General features: G+C 65.0%; 17 protein-coding genes. 8 read left to right on the forward strand and 9 right to left on the reverse strand.

The window, feature by feature from the left end; translation table 11 throughout:
* Positions 1-85: 85 nt before the first annotated feature.
* From ACWDTF_RS14460 to ACWDTF_RS14470, 3 genes are all read left to right on the forward strand, one after another.
* Complete coding sequence (locus ACWDTF_RS14460) at positions 86-700, forward strand: hypothetical protein (protein WP_355275272.1); 615 nt, start codon at positions 86-88, stop codon at positions 698-700.
* A gap of 164 nt (positions 701-864) precedes the next feature.
* Positions 865-1,194 (forward strand): histone-like nucleoid-structuring protein Lsr2, encoded by a 330-nt coding sequence (locus tag ACWDTF_RS14465; RefSeq protein WP_355275270.1) that lies wholly within the window; start codon positions 865-867, stop codon positions 1,192-1,194.
* Positions 1,195-1,372: 178 nt separating this feature from the next.
* Positions 1,373-2,743: an LLM class flavin-dependent oxidoreductase gene (locus ACWDTF_RS14470; protein WP_355275268.1), complete on the forward strand. Its 1,371-nt coding sequence runs from the start codon at positions 1,373-1,375 to the stop codon at positions 2,741-2,743.
* Positions 2,744-2,833: 90 nt separating this feature from the next.
* Here the strand turns inward: ACWDTF_RS14470 and ACWDTF_RS14475 are convergent, their stop codons facing one another.
* Positions 2,834-3,385, reverse strand: coding sequence for a VOC family protein (locus ACWDTF_RS14475; RefSeq protein WP_355275266.1), 552 nt, complete (start codon positions 3,383-3,385; stop codon positions 2,834-2,836).
* Between the two features lie 131 nt (positions 3,386-3,516).
* Here ACWDTF_RS14475 and ACWDTF_RS14480 point away from each other — a divergent pair, with 131 nt between their 5' ends.
* Positions 3,517-3,663: a hypothetical protein gene (locus ACWDTF_RS14480; protein WP_355275264.1), complete on the forward strand. Its 147-nt coding sequence runs from the start codon at positions 3,517-3,519 to the stop codon at positions 3,661-3,663.
* An 88-nt stretch (positions 3,664-3,751) separates the two neighbouring features.
* On the opposite strand, the gene ACWDTF_RS14485 is transcribed toward ACWDTF_RS14480, so the two are convergent.
* From ACWDTF_RS14485 to ACWDTF_RS14495, 3 genes are read right to left on the reverse strand one after another with little or no spacing between them, the layout of a single operon-like run.
* Positions 3,752-4,093, reverse strand: coding sequence for a DUF1801 domain-containing protein (locus tag ACWDTF_RS14485; protein WP_240862212.1), 342 nt, complete (start codon positions 4,091-4,093; stop codon positions 3,752-3,754).
* 32 nt (positions 4,094-4,125) lie between these two features.
* Positions 4,126-4,536: a TIGR03667 family PPOX class F420-dependent oxidoreductase gene (locus ACWDTF_RS14490; protein WP_240862194.1), complete on the reverse strand. Its 411-nt coding sequence runs from the start codon at positions 4,534-4,536 to the stop codon at positions 4,126-4,128.
* A 60-nt stretch (positions 4,537-4,596) separates the two neighbouring features.
* Complete coding sequence (locus ACWDTF_RS14495) at positions 4,597-5,070, reverse strand: Lrp/AsnC family transcriptional regulator (RefSeq protein ID WP_374247937.1); 474 nt, start codon at positions 5,068-5,070, stop codon at positions 4,597-4,599.
* Between the two features lie 187 nt (positions 5,071-5,257).
* Here ACWDTF_RS14495 and ACWDTF_RS14500 point away from each other — a divergent pair, with 187 nt between their 5' ends.
* The gene (locus ACWDTF_RS14500) at positions 5,258-7,582 is read left to right on the forward strand and encodes a transketolase-like TK C-terminal-containing protein (protein ID WP_449754554.1); all 2,325 of its coding nucleotides are present in this window, start codon (positions 5,258-5,260) and stop codon (positions 7,580-7,582) included.
* Between the two features lie 180 nt (positions 7,583-7,762).
* Here ACWDTF_RS14500 and ACWDTF_RS14505 read toward each other — a convergent pair whose 3' ends face one another.
* Positions 7,763-8,638: an exodeoxyribonuclease III gene (locus ACWDTF_RS14505; protein WP_433255723.1), complete on the reverse strand. Its 876-nt coding sequence runs from the start codon at positions 8,636-8,638 to the stop codon at positions 7,763-7,765.
* A 165-nt stretch (positions 8,639-8,803) separates the two neighbouring features.
* Here ACWDTF_RS14505 and ACWDTF_RS14510 point away from each other — a divergent pair, with 165 nt between their 5' ends.
* The 3 genes from ACWDTF_RS14510 to ACWDTF_RS14520 are packed head-to-tail and all read left to right on the forward strand — an operon-like array spanning position 8,804 to position 12,705.
* A complete protein-coding gene (locus ACWDTF_RS14510) occupies positions 8,804-10,192 on the forward strand; it encodes a hypothetical protein (protein ID WP_449754555.1) in 1,389 nt (462 codons plus the stop codon).
* 45 nt (positions 10,193-10,237) lie between these two features.
* On the forward strand, positions 10,238-11,473 hold the full coding sequence (locus ACWDTF_RS14515) for an AAA family ATPase (protein WP_355275255.1): 1,236 nt from the start codon (positions 10,238-10,240) through the stop codon (positions 11,471-11,473).
* Positions 11,470-12,705: a vWA domain-containing protein gene (locus ACWDTF_RS14520; RefSeq protein ID WP_449754556.1), complete on the forward strand. Its 1,236-nt coding sequence runs from the start codon at positions 11,470-11,472 to the stop codon at positions 12,703-12,705. Before ACWDTF_RS14515 ends, ACWDTF_RS14520 begins: the two co-directional genes overlap by 4 nt.
* 23 nt (positions 12,706-12,728) lie before the next feature.
* Here ACWDTF_RS14520 and ACWDTF_RS14525 read toward each other — a convergent pair whose 3' ends face one another.
* From ACWDTF_RS14525 to ACWDTF_RS14540, 4 genes are all read right to left on the reverse strand, one after another.
* A complete protein-coding gene (locus ACWDTF_RS14525; RefSeq protein ID WP_355275251.1) occupies positions 12,729-13,304 on the reverse strand; it encodes a class I SAM-dependent methyltransferase in 576 nt (191 codons plus the stop codon).
* Between the two features lie 99 nt (positions 13,305-13,403).
* The gene (locus ACWDTF_RS14530; protein ID WP_355275249.1) at positions 13,404-14,207 is read right to left on the reverse strand and encodes an ABC transporter permease; all 804 of its coding nucleotides are present in this window, start codon (positions 14,205-14,207) and stop codon (positions 13,404-13,406) included.
* The gene (locus ACWDTF_RS14535) at positions 14,204-15,136 is read right to left on the reverse strand and encodes an ABC transporter ATP-binding protein (RefSeq protein ID WP_240861129.1); all 933 of its coding nucleotides are present in this window, start codon (positions 15,134-15,136) and stop codon (positions 14,204-14,206) included. The genes ACWDTF_RS14530 and ACWDTF_RS14535 overlap by 4 nt, the downstream gene beginning before the upstream one ends.
* A gap of 126 nt (positions 15,137-15,262) precedes the next feature.
* Positions 15,263-16,924, reverse strand: a complete 1,662-nt coding sequence (locus ACWDTF_RS14540; RefSeq protein ID WP_449754557.1) for an ABC-F family ATP-binding cassette domain-containing protein — start codon at positions 16,922-16,924, stop codon at positions 15,263-15,265.
* Between the last annotated feature and the right edge of the window lie 148 nt (positions 16,925-17,072).

Below are 17,072 nucleotides of genomic sequence, written 5' to 3' on the forward strand. Positions count from 1 at the left end.
CGTGATGGCGCTGTCTTCCTGCGGTATCTCGACCGACAGCAATCCCTCTCGAATCGTCATCCCGCCCACCAATGCGTTGTCGACGATGACCGAACCGGAATCGTCGACGACCACGACCACCTCGACCCTCGATGAACGTGAACCCAATCTCCCGAATTGGACGATCGGACGCGTCGTCGCGTTGGCGCCACGGGTGGAGAACTCGCGCTACCACCAGGGCGCGGTCTCCGAGCAAGCACCTTTGCAGGACACGTCCGGATTCCATTTCTCCACGCCCGACGGCGCGGTCGCCTGCTCGACCGGACTCAATGGCGGAGCAACGCTCGCGTGCCGCTTGAACAACGAAACCAATCCACCTGCTCGGCCGTCCGACCAACCGTCGAGCTGCACCTGGGCCGGCAATTACGCAACCCTGACATCCGATGGCCCCGAACATGGTGCGTGCACCAATGAGTTCGAAGTCTTATATCGGAGTTCCATCGTCGACTACGGCCACACCATCGCGATCTCGCGATTCTCCTGCCTCGTGGAGACATCCGGAATTTTCTGTCTCGAATCCCGTTCGCAATCTGGATTCTCGGTTACCGCAACGGGTTATCACACGATCTTCGCGGCGGACCGCGCTCCGGAATCGATCCTGGGATTGTCGGATGACACGACTTCCGAGACACCCAGGAATACCACTACACCGACCCGGTGAATTTCCCGCAACCGATTTCGGATACGCTTTCTCAGCGGTTACACATGGAATAGGTCTATGCTGTTCACTGTACTAACGATCGCACTCGGGTAACCGGGCAGGTTCGACAACAGCCATCTGCAGCGCATTACAATCGCGCCGCAACACGGGAGGATAGGGAATTCATGGCGAAGAAAGAAATTGTTCAGGTCATCGACGACATCGACGGCAAGGTCCTCGACACCTACGAGACTGTCAAGTGGAGCCTGGACGGTAAGAGCTACGAATTCGACACCTCGGCCAAACATGCTCAACAGTTCCGCGACTCGCTGTCGAAGTACATCACCGTTTCGCGCACCTCGGGTCGCGCGACCAAGCGTGCGGCGACACCGGTGGCGCGCAACAAAGAAACCACCAAGGCCATCCGCGAATGGGCCATCAGCGAGGGATACGACGTCAGCGATCGCGGCCGCATCCCGCTGAGTGTCATCGAGGCATTCGAAGCCGCTCACTGATCAACACCGTCGCCCCACCATTGGTCACCGACCAGGGTGGGGCGGCGTCGTCTCTGGAGAGAATCGTCGTTTCTCGAGAAGGCCGAGATCGGATCGCTGCGGCTGCAAACCTGGGCGTCACGACGGTGGGCCAGTTCACTGAATGCGCACATTTCCGACGCTCAAAGGATCGCATTCGATGACCCGACAGCTCCACCTCGGTGGCTTCCTGATCGCCTCACCTGTCACGCACTCGCACGCCGCATGGCGTCACCCTGGTTCGGAGACAGACTATTTCGGACCGGAGCACTACCACCGAGTCGGACGCATCCTGGAGCGCGGCAAGTTCGACTTCGCGTTCTTCGCCGATCTGCTCGCCGCGCCCGTCCGCTTCGGCGGTGACCAGACCGAGCCGTTCCGACGCGGTACCCAGGCCGCGGCCACCCTCGACCCCAGCCTGGTGGCGGCGAGCATTGCCGCGGTCACGAGCCGGCTGGGCATCGCGGTGACCAAGTCCGCCACCTATTTCCACCCGTACGAGGTCGCGCGGGTCTTCGGTTCGCTCGACCATCTCACGCGCGGTCGTATTGCGTGGAACATCGTCACCTCGCTGTCGCAGGCCGAGGCGCAGAACTTCGGATACGACGCGCATGTCGAGCATGAAGAGCGCTACGCGCGTGCCGAGGAGTTCGTGTCCACCGCGGTCAAGTTGTGGTCGAGTTGGGACGCCGACGCGGTGACCGCCGACAAGGAATCGGGTGTCTGGGCCGACCCGTCGAAGATCCACAGCGTCGACCATGTGGGCGACCACTACCGCACCAAGGGGCCGCTCAATCAGCCACGCTCGCCGCAGCACCGTCCAGTCCTGATCCAGGCCGGCTCGTCGGACACCGGTAAGAACTTCGCCGCGCGGTGGGCGGAAGCGATCTTCGAGATCGATCCGACGCCCGAAGGTCGGCGCGCCTACTACGACGACGTGAAGTCGCGGGCAGTGAACTTCGGGCGAAATCCCCACCATGTCAACGTCTTTCCGTCGTTCATCCCCTTCATCGGCGAGACCGAATCGATCGCCCGCGAGAAGCATGCGTTCCACAACGAGCTCGCCGACCCGATCTCCGGGCTCATCACCCTGTCGGTCCACACCGACCACGACTTCTCGCAGTACGACCTCGACGCCCCCGTCGAGGACGTGAAGGTGAGTGGCACACAGGGATTGTTCGAGGTGGCACGACGTCTGAGCGAACGCGACAGCCTGACGCTGCGCGACATCGGCAAGCTGTATGCGCAGGGCGTCCTCCTGCCGCAGTTCGTCGGCACCGCGTCCGACGTCGCCGATCAGATCGAGGAGTCGTTCCGTGGCGGCGAGGCCGACGGTTTCATCGTCTCGAGCGCACAAACGCCCGGAACGTTCAACGATTTCGTCGACTACGTGGTCCCCGAGCTGCAACGCCGCGGACTGTTCCGGCGCGAATACGAAGGCACCACTCTCCGTGAGCATCTCGGACTCGGCGACGCCCACTCCGATCTGCCTGCCGACATCCGCGGGGAGGATCACCGACTGGCCGGCTAGGGCACGCAATCCGTATGAAGTTGTGCCCGGATTGCGGGCACAACTTCATACGGATCAGCGGACCGACGCCAGACCTCACCGTCGAGCAGCTCAACGTCCGGGCAATGAACGAACCGCTTGCCGCATCAGACCCGGTACCGAATTGGCAAGATCCGAGCGAGTATCCGCCACGCTCTTCATTGCCCGGTAGAAGGACAACATCTGCCGGGGCGACGGAATCCTGGGCACATGTGCCAACTCCCAGTGGATGCCGCTGACGGGGTCGTCGAAGAACACCGCGTAATAGCCGGGCCAATACTGGGGATACGGCTGCGGCTCGTCGGTCACCGGGACTTCGCGAGCAGCGAGGAATTCCGAACGAAAGCGGTCGATCTCCGCACGACTGCGAGCCCACAGTGAAATGTGGTTGATCCCCACGGCCTGCTCGTCGTGGCAGAGTTTGGAGCCGGTCCGCGCCGGTTGAATACCGATGTAGCTGTGTGGAGTCGTGGTCCGGGTCATGTAGTAGGTCGACTCGTACTCCATGTCGAGAGTCGAAAAGCTGCTGTAGCCAAGCCATCCGAACATCGCGTCGTAGAAATCGATCGACTTGTCGTAGTCGAGCACCGCGAACTCGACGTGATGTACCCCGCGCCATCGCATGGCATCTCCCCGTCTGCGCGACCGTGGACTCGGGCATCGAATCCTCGGGGCCATCTTGCCAGTGCGACCTTTCAGCCGCCCTGCACCCCGGCGGAACCGTTCGGCAGGCGACGCTACGCGCCGGAATCGCCATGGACGTCATCGATGCCGGAGTCGTGGTCGGTGCTGCGCGAAACGGGGTGCCGTCCCGCGCCGCCGGCATCGGAGTGATGCTCGCGGGTGGCACTGCCGCCCTGGCCCTTGCGGGGCCGCGGGCGCTCCGACTCGTCAACAGGTGAGCCGGCAGATCACCGAACGTCGTTGTACGACCAACAGAAGTTGCAGTGTGACGCAGGACTCGGGCTCACCTGCAACCTTTGTGCAGAGCTATCCGCGATTGAGCGCAATCGCCGATTGCACCAGGGCGACAAGCGCATCGGTGTCGAGCGTGTCGCCTTCCCTGATGTCGATCGCGCGTCGGGTGCCGGCGCTCAGGCTGGCGTTGAACACCTTCTCGGGGTCCGGAAGCGAAGCGCCTTTGGCAAAGGTCAGTTTGATCTTGTCCTTGTAGGTCTCGAGCGTGCAGATCAACCCGTCGGCCGAAAACGTCGGCACACCGTCCGGATTGGACGGCTTGCGCCATTTGATCTCTTCGACGATGTCCGGATCTGCTCCGAGGATCAGCGCGCGTACATCCGAAACCCGTGATTCTCGCCAGTCTGTGCCCACATGGTTCACGGTAATCGACCGCGCGCCGGCCTTCACCAACTTCGCAGACGCTGTGGTTCGACGCGCACTGTCACCGAGTAGGTGGCACGGAATTCGGCAGTCGTGGTGTTGATCCCGGCGAAGCTCTCGCCGTACTTCGCCAGATAGGCGCTCCACTCGTCGTCGGTCGGACCGTTGTCGTCGAGGTGGGCGTTGCCGGTGAACACGGCCACGTCTCCCCCGAAGGCATTCGAGTTCAAGTTCAGCGCGACTGCCGGATGGGCGGAGACATTGCGGAGCTTGGCCTTTCCGGGCTCACTGAAGATCAGGAACGAGCCGTCGTGCCAGAGGAACCAGACCGGAGTGGGGACCGGCGTGTGCTTTGCGTCGACGGTGGTCAGCCAAATGATGTGTTCGCCGTCGAGCCGTTCGGCGACGCGGTCGGGAATCTCAAGAGTGGTCATGGCTGTGTAACGCCACGTCCTGCTTGGCCATTCCGGCCGCGAACCATCTCTGAGTGCCGATCACTCCAGGAGTTGCTCTATGCGGAAGTCGACGAGCGTGCGCATCTTCAGCGCCGTTGTGCTGCGCTGCACACCGTCGACGTCGAGGATGCGCCCCGCGATGCGATACAGGTCGTCGGCGTCTCGGGCGACGACGTGGATCAGCAGGTCGGTCGCCCCGGTCAGGCCGTGCACCTCGATCACCTCGGGAATCTGGGTCAGCGCGGCGGCGACCTCGGCGAGCCTGCGCTGCGTGACCTCCGTGAACACATATGCCGCGATCGGGAATCCGAGCGATTCGGGATCGATACGACGGTCGAAGCCCCGCAGCGCGTCGGTGTCACTCCAGCGGGTCATGCGCGCCTGCACGGTGTTGCGGGAGAGCCTCGTCAGGTCCGCCAGCGCACTCGTGGTCGCGCGGGGCGACCGGATCAGTGCTCGCAGGATGCCTCGGTCGGTCGCGTCGAACCGAAAAGCCTTGTGCACTCTGACCACCCTTTCACTGGCTATGACACTCCCCAGTTGTCACTTTGCGCAACTATTGGCATTTCTCTTGCATATTCTAGTCAATCGGAGCCAGACTGCGAACCATTCTGCACATTCACGACGCACATCGCGATGAGCCGCGATATCGGCCCGCGCAGTGCGTCGACGCGGGATCATTGTGACCAGGAGGACTCCGATGACCACCAGTTCGGCGCCGAACACCGGCACGGTCCAGCGCGACGACGTGCTCACCGAGATCGCGCAACGGGTGCTGTGGACGTCGACCGCGATCGTCCATCACGCCAACCGAATCCGGCCCAACCCCTCGGGCCTCAAGGTCGGCGGTCATCAGGCGTCGTGCGCGTCGATGGTGTCGATCATGACCGAACTCTGGTTCGAGCAACTCCGCCCGGGCGACCGCGTGTCGGTGAAACCGCATGCGGCACCGGTCCTCCACGCCATCAACTACCTGCTCGGCGACCTCGACGCCGACCATCTCCCTCGTCTACGCGAGTTCGGCGGCTTGCAAAGCTACCCGAGTCGCACGAAAGATCCTGACACCGTGGACTACTCGACGGGTTCGGTCGGCATCGGCGCCACCGCTCCGATCTGGGGTGCCATCGCCCGCCGTTACGTCACAACAGCATTCGGCACTGCCGGCACCGGGCGGCAGTATTCGTTGGTGGGCGACGCCGAACTCGACGAGGGCGCGGTCTGGGAGGCCATCCTCGACTCGTCGGTCGGCGAACTCGGCGAGATCGTCTGGATCGTCGACATGAATCGGCAGTCGCTGGATCGGGTGGTGCCCAACATCGCCGCGCCCCGGCTGGAGGCGATGTTCGCCGCGGCCGGCTGGCAGGTGATCACGGTGCGCTGGGGTCGGCTGCTCGACGAGCTGTTCGCACGGCCCGGCGGCGACGCGCTGCGGGCCCGGATCACCGACATGTCCAACCCCGAGTATCAGCGGTTGCTGCGCTGCGACGTCGACGAGTTGCGCACCCGACTGCCCGGGGAGGGCGACGGTGCAACCGCGATCGCCGCATTGATCGCCGACCTCGACGATGCGGCCGTCCATGCGGCGATCCGCAACCTCGGCGGACACGACCTGTCGGCCCTGCGAGCGGCGTTCGACACCATCGACGACACCCGGCCGACCGTGATCATCGCCTACACGATCAAGGGTTACGGTCTTCCCACAGAAGGACATCCGCAGAATCATTCGTCGTTGCTGAGCGTCGAACAGTTCGCGGAACTCGGTGCGCAGATGGGTGAGGATCCGTCGAAACCGTGGCATCGGTTCCCCGACGACTCACCCGCGGGCCGCGTGTGCGAAGCGACAGCAGCGCATACGCGTCGGGAACCAACCCCGGAGCCCGAGAAGCTGGCGGTTCCGGCCGATGTCGGTCGCACCCCGACCGCGGTCTCCACCACCCAAGCCGCGCTCGGGCGCACCTTGCTCGACCTGACCCGGCAGGCACCCGATGTGGCGCGGCGAATCATCACCGTCAGCCCCGACGTGAGTTCCTCGACCAATCTGGCCGGCTGGCTGAACAAGGTCGGTGTGTGGTCGCCGACCGAACGTCACGACTGGTTCGACGACGACCGTGACACCCTCATGCACTGGCGGGAACGACCCACCGGCCAGCACATGGAACTCGGGATCGCGGAGACGAATCTCGTCGGTCTGATCGGCGAACTCGGCGCCACGTGGAGCCGCTGGGGCGAGCCGCTGCTGCCCATCGGTGTGCTCTACGACCCCTTCGTGGAACGAGCACTCGAACCGTGGTCGTACGGCATCTACGCCGGCGGCCAGTCCATCCTGGTCGGCACCCCGGCCGGCGTAACGCTTGCGCCGGAAGGTGGTGCGCACCAATCGATCAAGACGCCGTCGATCGGTCTGGAGCAACCCGGATGCGTCAGCTACGAACCGGCGTTTGCCGTCGATGTCGAATGGACACTGCTCGACTGCCTCGCGCACCTCGGCCGCCCGGGCGGACGTTCGGCATATCTGCGGTTGTCGACCCGACCGGTCGAGCAGACCCTCGCCGCGGTTCCCACCGATCCGTCGGCGCGTGAACGTCGACGACGACAGGTGGTGGCCGGTGGATACACGTTGCGGCGCACCGAGAATCCGGTCGTCACGATCGTGGCGGTCGGTGCGATGGTCACCGATGCGCTCGACTCGGCACATCGACTGTCGCAGATGGACATCGAGTGTGATGTGGTGGTGATCACCAGTCCCGGACTCGTGTTCGAGGCGTGGCAGTCGCGGCGCGGCCAGGGCGATGCCCCGACGTGGATACTGGATCAGATCTTCCCCGCCGATCGCGCCACGCCAATCGTGACCGTCCTCGACGGTCATCCCCACACCCTGTCCTTCGTGCCGACCATCAATCGTGTCACCTCGATTGCCTTGGGCGTCAGCCAGTTCGGCCAGTCCGGGTCACTCGAGGACGTCTACCGACTGCACGGCATCGACTCGGACGCGATTGTGCGGGCTGCGCTCGATTTGATTGCGTGATCACGGACCGTGCAACGTCGATCACGGCACGACCCCAGTCCGGTTCCGCCGAATCTGCGCCCACACAGATCTACCATCCACACATGGGATCTCCTGTGTATTTGGTAGTTCTGTGTGTGGATACCGACGCCGGGCGGGCGGGGACAACCGGAAATGAACTTCTGACTCACGGCACTGGCATCAACCGTAGGTCACCACAAGCGGAGCATGATCCGAAAGGCGTTCGGCGGGTGAGGGTTCCTTGTCCACGACGACATGCGATGCCGTGCGGGCGAGGCCAGGAGTCGCGAGTTGATGGTCCACTCGCCAGCCCACATTCTTGGCGAACGATTGGCCCGCCCAACTCCACCAGGCGAGCGGACCGGGCCGGTCGCCGTGTACCTGTCGCACCACGTCGACGAGCCGACGTCGGCCGAGAACCGAGTCGAACCACTCGCGGTCCTCGGGAAGAAATCCGTCCATGGTGCGGGCGGCGCGCCAGTTGGTCACGTCGTGCTGCGTGTGTGCGATGTTGAGATCGCCGACGAGAAGGAACTCGCGGCCTTCGCGCAGTGCGGCGAGACGACTCCGGTTCAACTCGCGTGCAAACGCGGCGAGGAAACGCCGCTTGCGCTCGTATTTCGCCCCACCGTCGGGCTCCTCACGCATCGACCCCGGGCGCTGACGGTGCGCAGGCAGTCCGCCCTTCGGAAGATAGACACAACCCACCGTCACGGGGCGGTCGGCGAGGTCGACCTCGAGGTAGCGGCCCTGCGCGGCGAACTCGGCGAGCCCACGTGCGCGCGGCGGATGGGTCACCCACGTACGCATGGCGGTCACCGGCGTTCTGGTCAGCACAGCAACGCCGTTGCGGCCGGCGACTGATCCGACGTCCACTGCGGAAGCGTAGCCCGGGAACTCCCCGACTTCGGACGCGGGACATCGGAGCTCCTGCAGCGCGATCACGTCTGCCGACCGCATTGCCAACCAGCGGTCGAATCCGCGACGACGCGCCGCGCGGATGCCGTTCACGTTGAAGGTGGCGACCGTCAACGAATCGGCGCTGGATGGATCCATGAGCAAGACTGTGCCGGAGCTGCGGCGAGCCTCGCAACCGCCCTTCGGCCGAGACGAACGTGAGGGCATCCTGCCCGGGTTGGGTATAGTCATCGACGTGATGACTCACTCTGATCAAAGATTGGGGGTCCCTGCCGTACACGGTGAGTGCTGATGCACCCTCCGATGACTGCAGGAATCACTCCGAGACTGTCCTTCTGGCTGCGCGTTCGCGAGTTCGCGGTACCGCCGACCATGATCCACAACGCCACCGATCGACGACTTGTCGGCGACTGGATGGGTGCGTGCGTCGCCGCGCATGTCGACGTGGACCTCGATCTATACGACATCCGATGTCGCCACGGCAACGAGATCGCCGAACAGATACGCGCAGACCTCCTCTGCCTGGCTCCTGACCTGCTGCGTTGGCACATGCCGCGAGTCGCACCCGACGGCCTTCTTCGATCGGGCCTCACCGTTGCGCTCGCGCGCTACGGCGACCTCGAATCACGTTTCGGCACAACAGGTTCGACCTATCTGGTGGCACGAACACCACCCGCCTGGGCCGATGCCGGTCAACGGATCAGCCTCACGACGTGGTGCGGGCCACCTACCGCCACGCCACTCGATCTGCGCCATCCGCACCCAGAACCCAATCCACGATTCCGCCTCGATCTGCATCGGTGCCTATGGGATGCGACGATGGTCGGCGATCTCCGGATGCTCTGCGGTGCAGGAACTTTCCCACGGCTCAACCTGACGTGGAGCGAGGTGGACCGTGCGGCGGGTTACGCCGTCGACCGGTGGCCGAGCGAGGCTGCCAATCTGCTCCGCGCACACGGCCACCCGACAGGGCGAGTGCGCATCCGGCTCGATCGGCGAAACGACTTGATCGTCGATGTCGATGGCCGTAATCGACAACCGAGACTCCGCCTCATCCACGACGAGCCTCGTGGCCGGGTCACCGGGCTGCCCGTACTCCCCGACGCGGCGACGAGAACACTGCCCGATCGCGAACTCCTCGAGACCGGCGCCCTCACCCCTGCCCGACTACATCCCTTGGTGGCCGACGCCCTGGCTCCCGGATGGACGTCGGAGAGTGGCGCGTCGTCGACCGATCGGAGCGCAAATACCCAGCGCGAGAATCACATTCACTACGTGAACTGCCGCGGTCGGCGGCATCGGATCGGCTTGGTGGACGGCGTCTTGTCCGCGCTCGACCACGATCCTGACGAGATCCGACGCGAGGAACTGCTGACCGCGCTGACCGGAACCCCGGTGCCATGTCTGCAGGCCATCGATCGCGCACATCGTCGGCCGGATTGTCTGACCGGGGTATCCGAACGCCTCGACCACGGGGATGTCGAGGGCGCGATGGAGATCGTGACCGACCTCCTCGGAGCCGAGTCGAGACTCCGCAGCGGCCCGCTCGACGACGCACTCCGCATCTTCTCCGACCAGCGTGATCGCTACGAGGCGTATCGATCCGGCACGGAAGATGCTGTGCCACTGCCCTGTCGCGATGCGGGCTCCCGCGGTCGCCGGCGTCGGAGTTCACGTACACGCCGTCGGTGACGGCCCTTCACACGCACCATACCTTCAACACTTCACAGGTGATTCATGTCTACGGAAGCCCCAAACACGTCGTACCACACCACCCAACTCGATCACGCGAATACGCTGTCGGCATCGCTGCGGGCATTCACGAGCGAACCACGAGCCAACGAGCAGCTCGAGGCCCTCACCCTGGCCGTGGCCGCCGACCTCCCGGTCGTGCTGTGGGGTGAACCGGGGATCGGCAAGACCGCCGCGTTGACCCAGCTCGCCGGCACCCTCGATCTGCCGCTCATCACGGTGATCGCAAGCGTCCACGAGCCCTCCGATTTCGCCGGTCTTCCCGTCATCGGTGATGACCCGATCAACCAGGGCGTACCGATGGCCCCACCGGACTGGGCAGTTCAACTCGTGCGCGGCGGACGGGGATTGCTCTTCCTCGACGAGCTCTCGACGGCGCCACCCGCAGTGCAGGCCGCCCTGCTCCGACTCGTCCTCGAACGCCGTATCGGTTCGTTGCAACTCCCCTCCGATGTCCGAATCGTCGCAGCCGCCAATCCACCGTCGTCGGCGGCAGATGGCTGGGAACTGAGCCCGCCTCTGGCCAATCGTTTTGTGCACCTGAACTGGACCCACGACCACGACGTGGTGCTACGTGGACTGGGCGGTACCTGGCCGAGCGCCACACTCCCCCTGCTCGATCCGAAGAAGTTCGGTTCTGCAATCGATTTCGCGCGTCGTGCGGTGTGCACACTGCTAGCGGCCCGCCCCGCCCTGGTGCATCAACTCCCCGGCTCCGGCTCACGTCGTGGCGGCGCATGGCCATCGCCACGTAGCTGGGAGGCGGCCGTCCGACTACTCGCATTCGCCACTGCCGCATCGGCATCCGCGGATGTGGTCTCGCTCCTCATCCGTGGGACCGTTGGTGACGGTCCAGGTTTCGAGCTGCTCGCGAGCATCGACCGTATGGATCTGCCCGACCCCGAGGTCCTGCTTGCCGATCCGACGGACGTCACCCTCCCAGCACGCGGCGACCTCCGTCAGGCGGCACTCGACGCCGTGGTGGCCGCCGTCCGACACAACGCCGATAAAGCTCGCTGGAATGCCGCGTGGGAGATACTCGCGGTTGCGGCGCGGACCGGCGCTCCGGATCTGGTGGTGGTACCGGCGAGCACGTTGGCCGCCCTGCGTCGCGAGGACTGGCAGATCCCCACCACCATCGACCATCTCACCAACGTGATCGGAGTGTCGCACGCGGCACAGCTTGCCGCGGACACCGTCCCGGCGGATCCGGCTCGATGACCGCGGCAGGTCCGCTGACCGTTCGGGACAAGGTCTGTGCGGCGCGCTTGTACGCGGTCCGCTCCCGCCCCTTCATGGCCACTGCGCTGTATGCGATGCAGATCGTTGAAACGCCTCGCGTCCCGACCATGGCGGTGGATCGGCACTGGCGGTGCTATGTCGCACCAGGTTTCGTTGCCGCGGAATCGGTGGACGCACTCGCTGCCGTCCTGGTCCATGAGGTGTCCCATCTGCTGCGCGATCATCACGCCCGGACCATTCGCCACGCCCGGGCCAACCCAGACACCGGGCACGGTGAGCAGCTGCGCATGAATATCGCCGCCGACCTGGAGATCAACGACGACGCCTATGGCGCCCGTCTCCCGGTCCCAGAAGGCACTCCGCTCCCGCGACATCTGGGACTCTCCACCGGGCAGGTGATGGAGGAGTACCTGCGTCAGTTCCGTCTTGGCTGGCTCACCGACGGCTGGTCGTGGCTGGACTGCGGGAGCGGGGCACACGGCGTCGAACGCGACTGGGAGCTGGGCTCATGTGAGGGAACATCGGACGACGGCGGGCTGAGTTCACAGCAGCGCGAAGCAGTCCGATTCGCTGTCGCACGCGACATCACCAGTCGGCGGGGTGATGTCCCGGCCGGATGGCGTCGATGGGCGCACGAGGCCATCCACCCGACCCAACCCTGGCGAGTGCTGCTCGGCACTGCGATTCGGGCTGCCGTGGCCGGCTCCGGGCCCGGGGACGATTACACCTACGGGCGGCCGTCCCGTCGGTCGACGGCGATGCCCGGAGTGATCCTGCCCAGCCTGCGTCGTACTCCACCTCGGGTCGGCATCATCATCGACACGTCCGGATCGGTGAGCGATGCCGATCTCGGCAGCGCGCTTCTCGAGGTCGCCGCGATCGGAAGGGCCGTGAGCGGGCGACGCGATCTCGTCAGCGTCGTCTCGTGCGACGCCGCGGCCAACGTCGCCCAGCCCATCTGTGCAGCCGAGCACATCGAGCTGATCGGCGGCGGCGGCACCGATCTCCGCGCCGGCTTCGCCATCGCGCTGCGAACTCGCCCGGATGTGGTGGTGGCACTGACCGACGGGTTCACGCCGTGGCCCGATCGCAAGCCGTCGTGCCGAACGGTGGTCGGATTGTTCGGACGTCGCGGAACGTTCGATGGCGAAGATCCACGCTGGGCAACGCCCCCAGCGTGGGCTCACGTCGTCCAGATCGGGGCGTCCTGACGATCAACGCGCCATTGCGGGGTTCAGCCCTTCACGCCGACAAAGGTCATGAACTGCCCTCCCCAACGGAGATCCACCGTGGGAGTGAGGTGGTTGTGGGCCAATTCGGCCCGGATCTCGGTGGGGGCGGCGAGCCGGAACGGAGATCCGTCGAGAACGTGAATGGTGTGCCACAGACGATTGCGGGTCGCGTCATAACCGAGAACCCGGCCGCCGGGCCGCAGCACCCGCGCGATCTCGGCGAGCATGAGATCCCAGTCGATGACGTGGTGCAGCATCAGTCGGCTGATCACGGTGTCGAAGGAATCGTCGGCGAATGGCAGGTTCGTTGCGTCCGCGACCTGAACGGACGCCGAAGGGAATCGATGGAGCCGGTCGGCAGCAGCCTGAACCATGTGCGGGTCGAGGTCAACCGCGGTGAGCGTGGCATCTGGTCGGTCAGCGAGCAGACGATCAGCAAACAAGCCCGCACCACAACCTATTTCGAGAACATTCCGGCCGATATCAGACCGGTCGAGCAGTGAATCGACCGCTTTCCCGGCGTACTGCCACGCCGCGCTCGCGCAGAATCGGCGCTCGATCCATGACATCACCGGCATGAGATCCTCCCTTGACTAGTAAGGGTGACCTTACTTACATAGGGGACTGCAGACAAGGCCCGCGTGACCGCGGCGGGCGGCCGGCACCACCGACGACCGCTACTTGACCTCGGTGCGCAGCACCCGGATAACCCCCAGTACCAAGGGGATGGTGATCCAGATGGCTGTCGAGACAATCAGCCTCGTCCACTGTTCTCCGGTGCCCCAGTCACCGGATTGGAGCGGCACAGTCGTGGTGGTCAGGTCGATCCACCCGGCCAGGTGAGTCTTGAACCACGGCACCAGTTCCGAGAGCAACGACAGCACGGTCGGCAGTGCGAAGTAGGCAACGATTGCACCGGGCGTGTTGAGGATCAATGCGGCGAAGCCGAATCCGACGAGCAGCCAGATCATCTGCATCGTGAACGAGTTGACCAGTGCGGCGGCGGTGAACTCCCACCAGCCTGCCGGGTCGCCGTAGATCAGGCCGGCGACGACGTTGGCGACCGCGGCGAAAAGCAGCGACAGTCCGACCGCAGCGACACCGGCCACGAGCGCCACTCCCAGTTTCGCCAGCACGATTCGTTCGCGTCGAGGCTCCATGGTGAAGGTGCTCAACGCGTTTCGCTGACTCCACTCACTGGTGACGAGCAGGATCGCCATCACCGGCAGGATGGTCGAAATGGGGATGTTCATCATGGCGAAGAACTCCAAGAAATTCAGCTGACCGAGATTGCTGCGGTTGGCGATCAGCATCGCGATCACCACGATGGCCGAGATGACCCCGACGGAGGCGGCCAGCCAGAAGCCGGCTCGAGTGTCGACCAGTTTGCGGAGTTCGACGCGGGTCAGTCGGTGCAGCGGGATCGGTGCGTCGTCGCGTTCGTTGGTCGTTACCGACGGTCGCAGCAGAGTGATGGTCATGAGTGTGCTCCTTGCAGTGCGCCGGCACCGAACGCCGGAACGGATTCTCGTTGAGTTTGCTGAGTCAGTTGGAGGAACATCTCTTCCAACCGCGCCCCGTCGCCGACGCGCAGCTCGACGAGCGGAATCTGTTGCTGCAGGGCAATTCTGCCGATGTCCTCAGGTGCGGCGTCGGCGGTGAAGCCACCGTCGGACACCGGACGCGCGGCGATCCCGGACAGCGACAACGCGCGCCCCAGGGCATCGTCGTCGAGCGAGCGCACGCGTGTCCCCGTGCCGGCGAGGAGCTCGTCTTTCGTGCCCTGAGCCACGATGCGCCCCTGTCCGACAACCAGGATCTCGTCCGCGACGATCTCGATCTCGTGCAGCAGATGGGATGACAGCAGCACCGTTCCGCCGCGATTCGCGTAGTCGCGCAATAGACTTCGCATCCAGTGGATACCCGCGGGGTCGAGGCCGTTGGCCGGCTCGTCGAGGATGAGGATATGCGGGTCACCGATCAGCGCGTTGGCGATGCCAAGTCGCTGACGCATGCCGAGTGAGTAGTTGCGGACGCGCCGGTTCGCCTCGTCGGGGGTCAGGCTGACGAGGTCGAGCATCTCGCCGACGCGGCTGTCGGGCATCCCCAGCGTCATGGCGGTCAGCCGCAGGATCTCCCGGCCCGTGCGACCGGCGTGCTGCGCCGACGCGTCGAGCAGCACCCCGACCTGGGTCGCGGGATTCGGGATCTCGCGGTACGGACGGTCGCCGATACGGACCGAGCCCGACGTCGGCGGCGTGAGGCCGACCATGATGCGCATCGTGGTGGATTTGCCGGCGCCGTTGGGTCCGAGGAAGGCGGTCACGACGCCCGGCTTGCACTCGAACGAGACGTCGTCGACCGCGACATAATCGCCATATCGTTTGGTGAGGTTCTCGACTGTGATCATGGCTTCGATCGTGTCGCGCCCGGCACCCCGGACACATCGGGTGGAAGTCTGAGAACCTCCCCCAATACCTGACCGCCGAAGTAGGGGTTGACCCCGAGGCCGAGTTGGCGATGGCCGCTGTCGCGCTCAGTGCTCGACTACGCGACCATTGTCGATCTGCCACGCGCGGTTGGTCCGCACCTTGGCCAGCATCCGCCGATCATGGGTGACCAACAGGAGGACGCCGTCGTAGGAATCCAACGCGGATTCGAGTTGCTCGATGGCGGGGAGATCGAGGTGATTGGTCGGCTCGTCGAGGACGAGGACGTTGGTACCCCGGGCCTGCAACAGCGCAAGCGCCGCCCGCGTCCGCTCGCCCGGAGACAACTCCCCGACCGGACGCTCCACGTGGTCGGCACGCAACCCGAACTTCGCTAGCAGCGTGCGAACCTCGGCGGGCGTGAAGTCCGGAACCAGCGCGCCGAACCGTTCGGTCAGCGGTGCAGATCCGGTGAATTGTCCACGCGCCTGGTCGATCTCGCCAATCGCGACGTTGGCACCGAGTTGCGCGGTCCCCTCGTCCGGCGAGAGTCGTCCGAGAAGCAGCTTGAGCAGCGTCGACTTCCCAGCACCGTTGGGACCCGTGATCCCGATCCGGTCACCCGCGTCGACCTGCAACGACACCGGACCCAAAGTGAAATCTCCCTGTCGCACAACAGCATTGTTGAGCGTGGCGACCACCGAGCTCGAGCGGGGTGCGGCACCTATGGTGAATTCGAGAACCCATTCCTTGCGGGGTTCGGCAACTTCCTCGAGTCGTGAGATCCGACTTTCCATCTGGCGAACCTTCTGCGCCTGCTTCTCACTCGACTCGGTCGCGGCGCGGCGTCGGATCTTGTCGTTGTCCGGGGCCTTGCGCATGGCGTTGCGCACCCCCTGGCTCGACCACTCACGTTGAGTCCGCGCCCTCGCCACCAAATCCGCTTTCCGTTCGGCGAACTCCTCGTATTCTTCGCGACGATGCCGACGCGCGACCTCACGCTCTTCGAGGTAGCTCTCGTATCCGCCGCCGAACACGGTGTTGGTGTGTTGCGCCAGGTCGAGTTCGATGATCCGGGTCACGCTGCGCGCCAAGAACTCTCGATCATGGCTGACGAGCACCACGCCGCCGCGCATGCCGCGCACCAGGTCCTCCAGACGCGTCAGCCCGTCGAGGTCGAGATCGTTGGTCGGCTCGTCGAGCAAGACGATGTCGAACCGCGAACACAGCAGCGCGGCGAGGCCGACGCGGGCGGCCTGCCCGCCCGACAGACCGGACATCAGAGCCGACTCAGGCGCCACCGACCCGACGTCGAGCCCCAGGTCCGCGAGCACTCCCGGCAGCCTGTCCTCGAGGTCGGCGGCGCCGGTCGCCATCCAGTGGTCGAGTGCCGCAGCGTAGACGTCGGCAGGATCCTCGCCACCCGGCGCGGGGTCTTCGGCGAGTGCCGCCGCCGCGGCATCCATCGCCGAAGTCGCTGCCGCACAACCTGTCCGCCGCGCGACGTACTGGCCGACGGTCTCGCCGGGCACGCGTTCATGTTCTTGCGGCAACCAACCGACGAACCCATCTGCCGGGGACCGCGTGACCGACCCCTCCAACGGGGCGAGTTCGCCCGCCAGCACTCGCAGCAGTGTCGACTTCCCCGCCCCGTTGGCCCCGACCACACCGACGACATCGCCGGGCGCAACTGTCAGATCGAGGTGGTCGAACAGCACACGGTGCGCGTAGCCGCCGGAGATATCCTTGGCGACGAGGGTGGCGGTCATCAGACCATCGTCGCACTCCCGCACATAGTGCCCGTCTGCAGACGACTTCCGAGTGACGAGGCTCAAGGAAGTTCCCCAGGTGTGCTCATTGAAATTCCCCACCTGTGGGCGCTCCTACTGTAGCGACCTTCGGGTTGGCGCGGTGGCG

Source organism: Gordonia sp. NPDC003422 (assembly GCF_053588675.1).

Excerpts from the sequence above, each read along its gene's own strand:
- ACWDTF_RS14460 (WP_355275272.1), top strand. The coding sequence starts at position 86 with ATGACCGAACCGGAATCGTCGACGACCACGACCACCTCGACCCTCGAT.
- ACWDTF_RS14465 (WP_355275270.1), top strand. The coding sequence starts at position 865 with ATGGCGAAGAAAGAAATTGTTCAGGTCATCGACGACATCGACGGCAAG.
- ACWDTF_RS14470 (WP_355275268.1), top strand. The coding sequence starts at position 1,373 with ATGACCCGACAGCTCCACCTCGGTGGCTTCCTGATCGCCTCACCTGTC.
- ACWDTF_RS14475 (WP_355275266.1), bottom strand. The coding sequence starts at position 3,385 with ATGCGATGGCGCGGGGTACATCACGTCGAGTTCGCGGTGCTCGACTAC.
- ACWDTF_RS14480 (WP_355275264.1), top strand. The coding sequence starts at position 3,517 with ATGGACGTCATCGATGCCGGAGTCGTGGTCGGTGCTGCGCGAAACGGG.
- ACWDTF_RS14490 (WP_240862194.1), bottom strand. The coding sequence starts at position 4,536 with ATGACCACTCTTGAGATTCCCGACCGCGTCGCCGAACGGCTCGACGGC.
- ACWDTF_RS14500 (WP_449754554.1), top strand. The coding sequence starts at position 5,258 with ATGACCACCAGTTCGGCGCCGAACACCGGCACGGTCCAGCGCGACGAC.
- ACWDTF_RS14505 (WP_433255723.1), bottom strand. The coding sequence starts at position 8,638 with ATGGATCCATCCAGCGCCGATTCGTTGACGGTCGCCACCTTCAACGTG.
- ACWDTF_RS14510 (WP_449754555.1), top strand. The coding sequence starts at position 8,804 with ATGACTGCAGGAATCACTCCGAGACTGTCCTTCTGGCTGCGCGTTCGC.
- ACWDTF_RS14515 (WP_355275255.1), top strand. The coding sequence starts at position 10,238 with ATGTCTACGGAAGCCCCAAACACGTCGTACCACACCACCCAACTCGAT.
- ACWDTF_RS14520 (WP_449754556.1), top strand. The coding sequence starts at position 11,470 with ATGACCGCGGCAGGTCCGCTGACCGTTCGGGACAAGGTCTGTGCGGCG.
- ACWDTF_RS14525 (WP_355275251.1), bottom strand. The coding sequence starts at position 13,304 with ATGCCGGTGATGTCATGGATCGAGCGCCGATTCTGCGCGAGCGCGGCG.
- ACWDTF_RS14530 (WP_355275249.1), bottom strand. The coding sequence starts at position 14,207 with ATGACCATCACTCTGCTGCGACCGTCGGTAACGACCAACGAACGCGAC.
- ACWDTF_RS14535 (WP_240861129.1), bottom strand. The coding sequence starts at position 15,136 with ATGATCACAGTCGAGAACCTCACCAAACGATATGGCGATTATGTCGCG.
- ACWDTF_RS14540 (WP_449754557.1), bottom strand. The coding sequence starts at position 16,924 with ATGACCGCCACCCTCGTCGCCAAGGATATCTCCGGCGGCTACGCGCAC.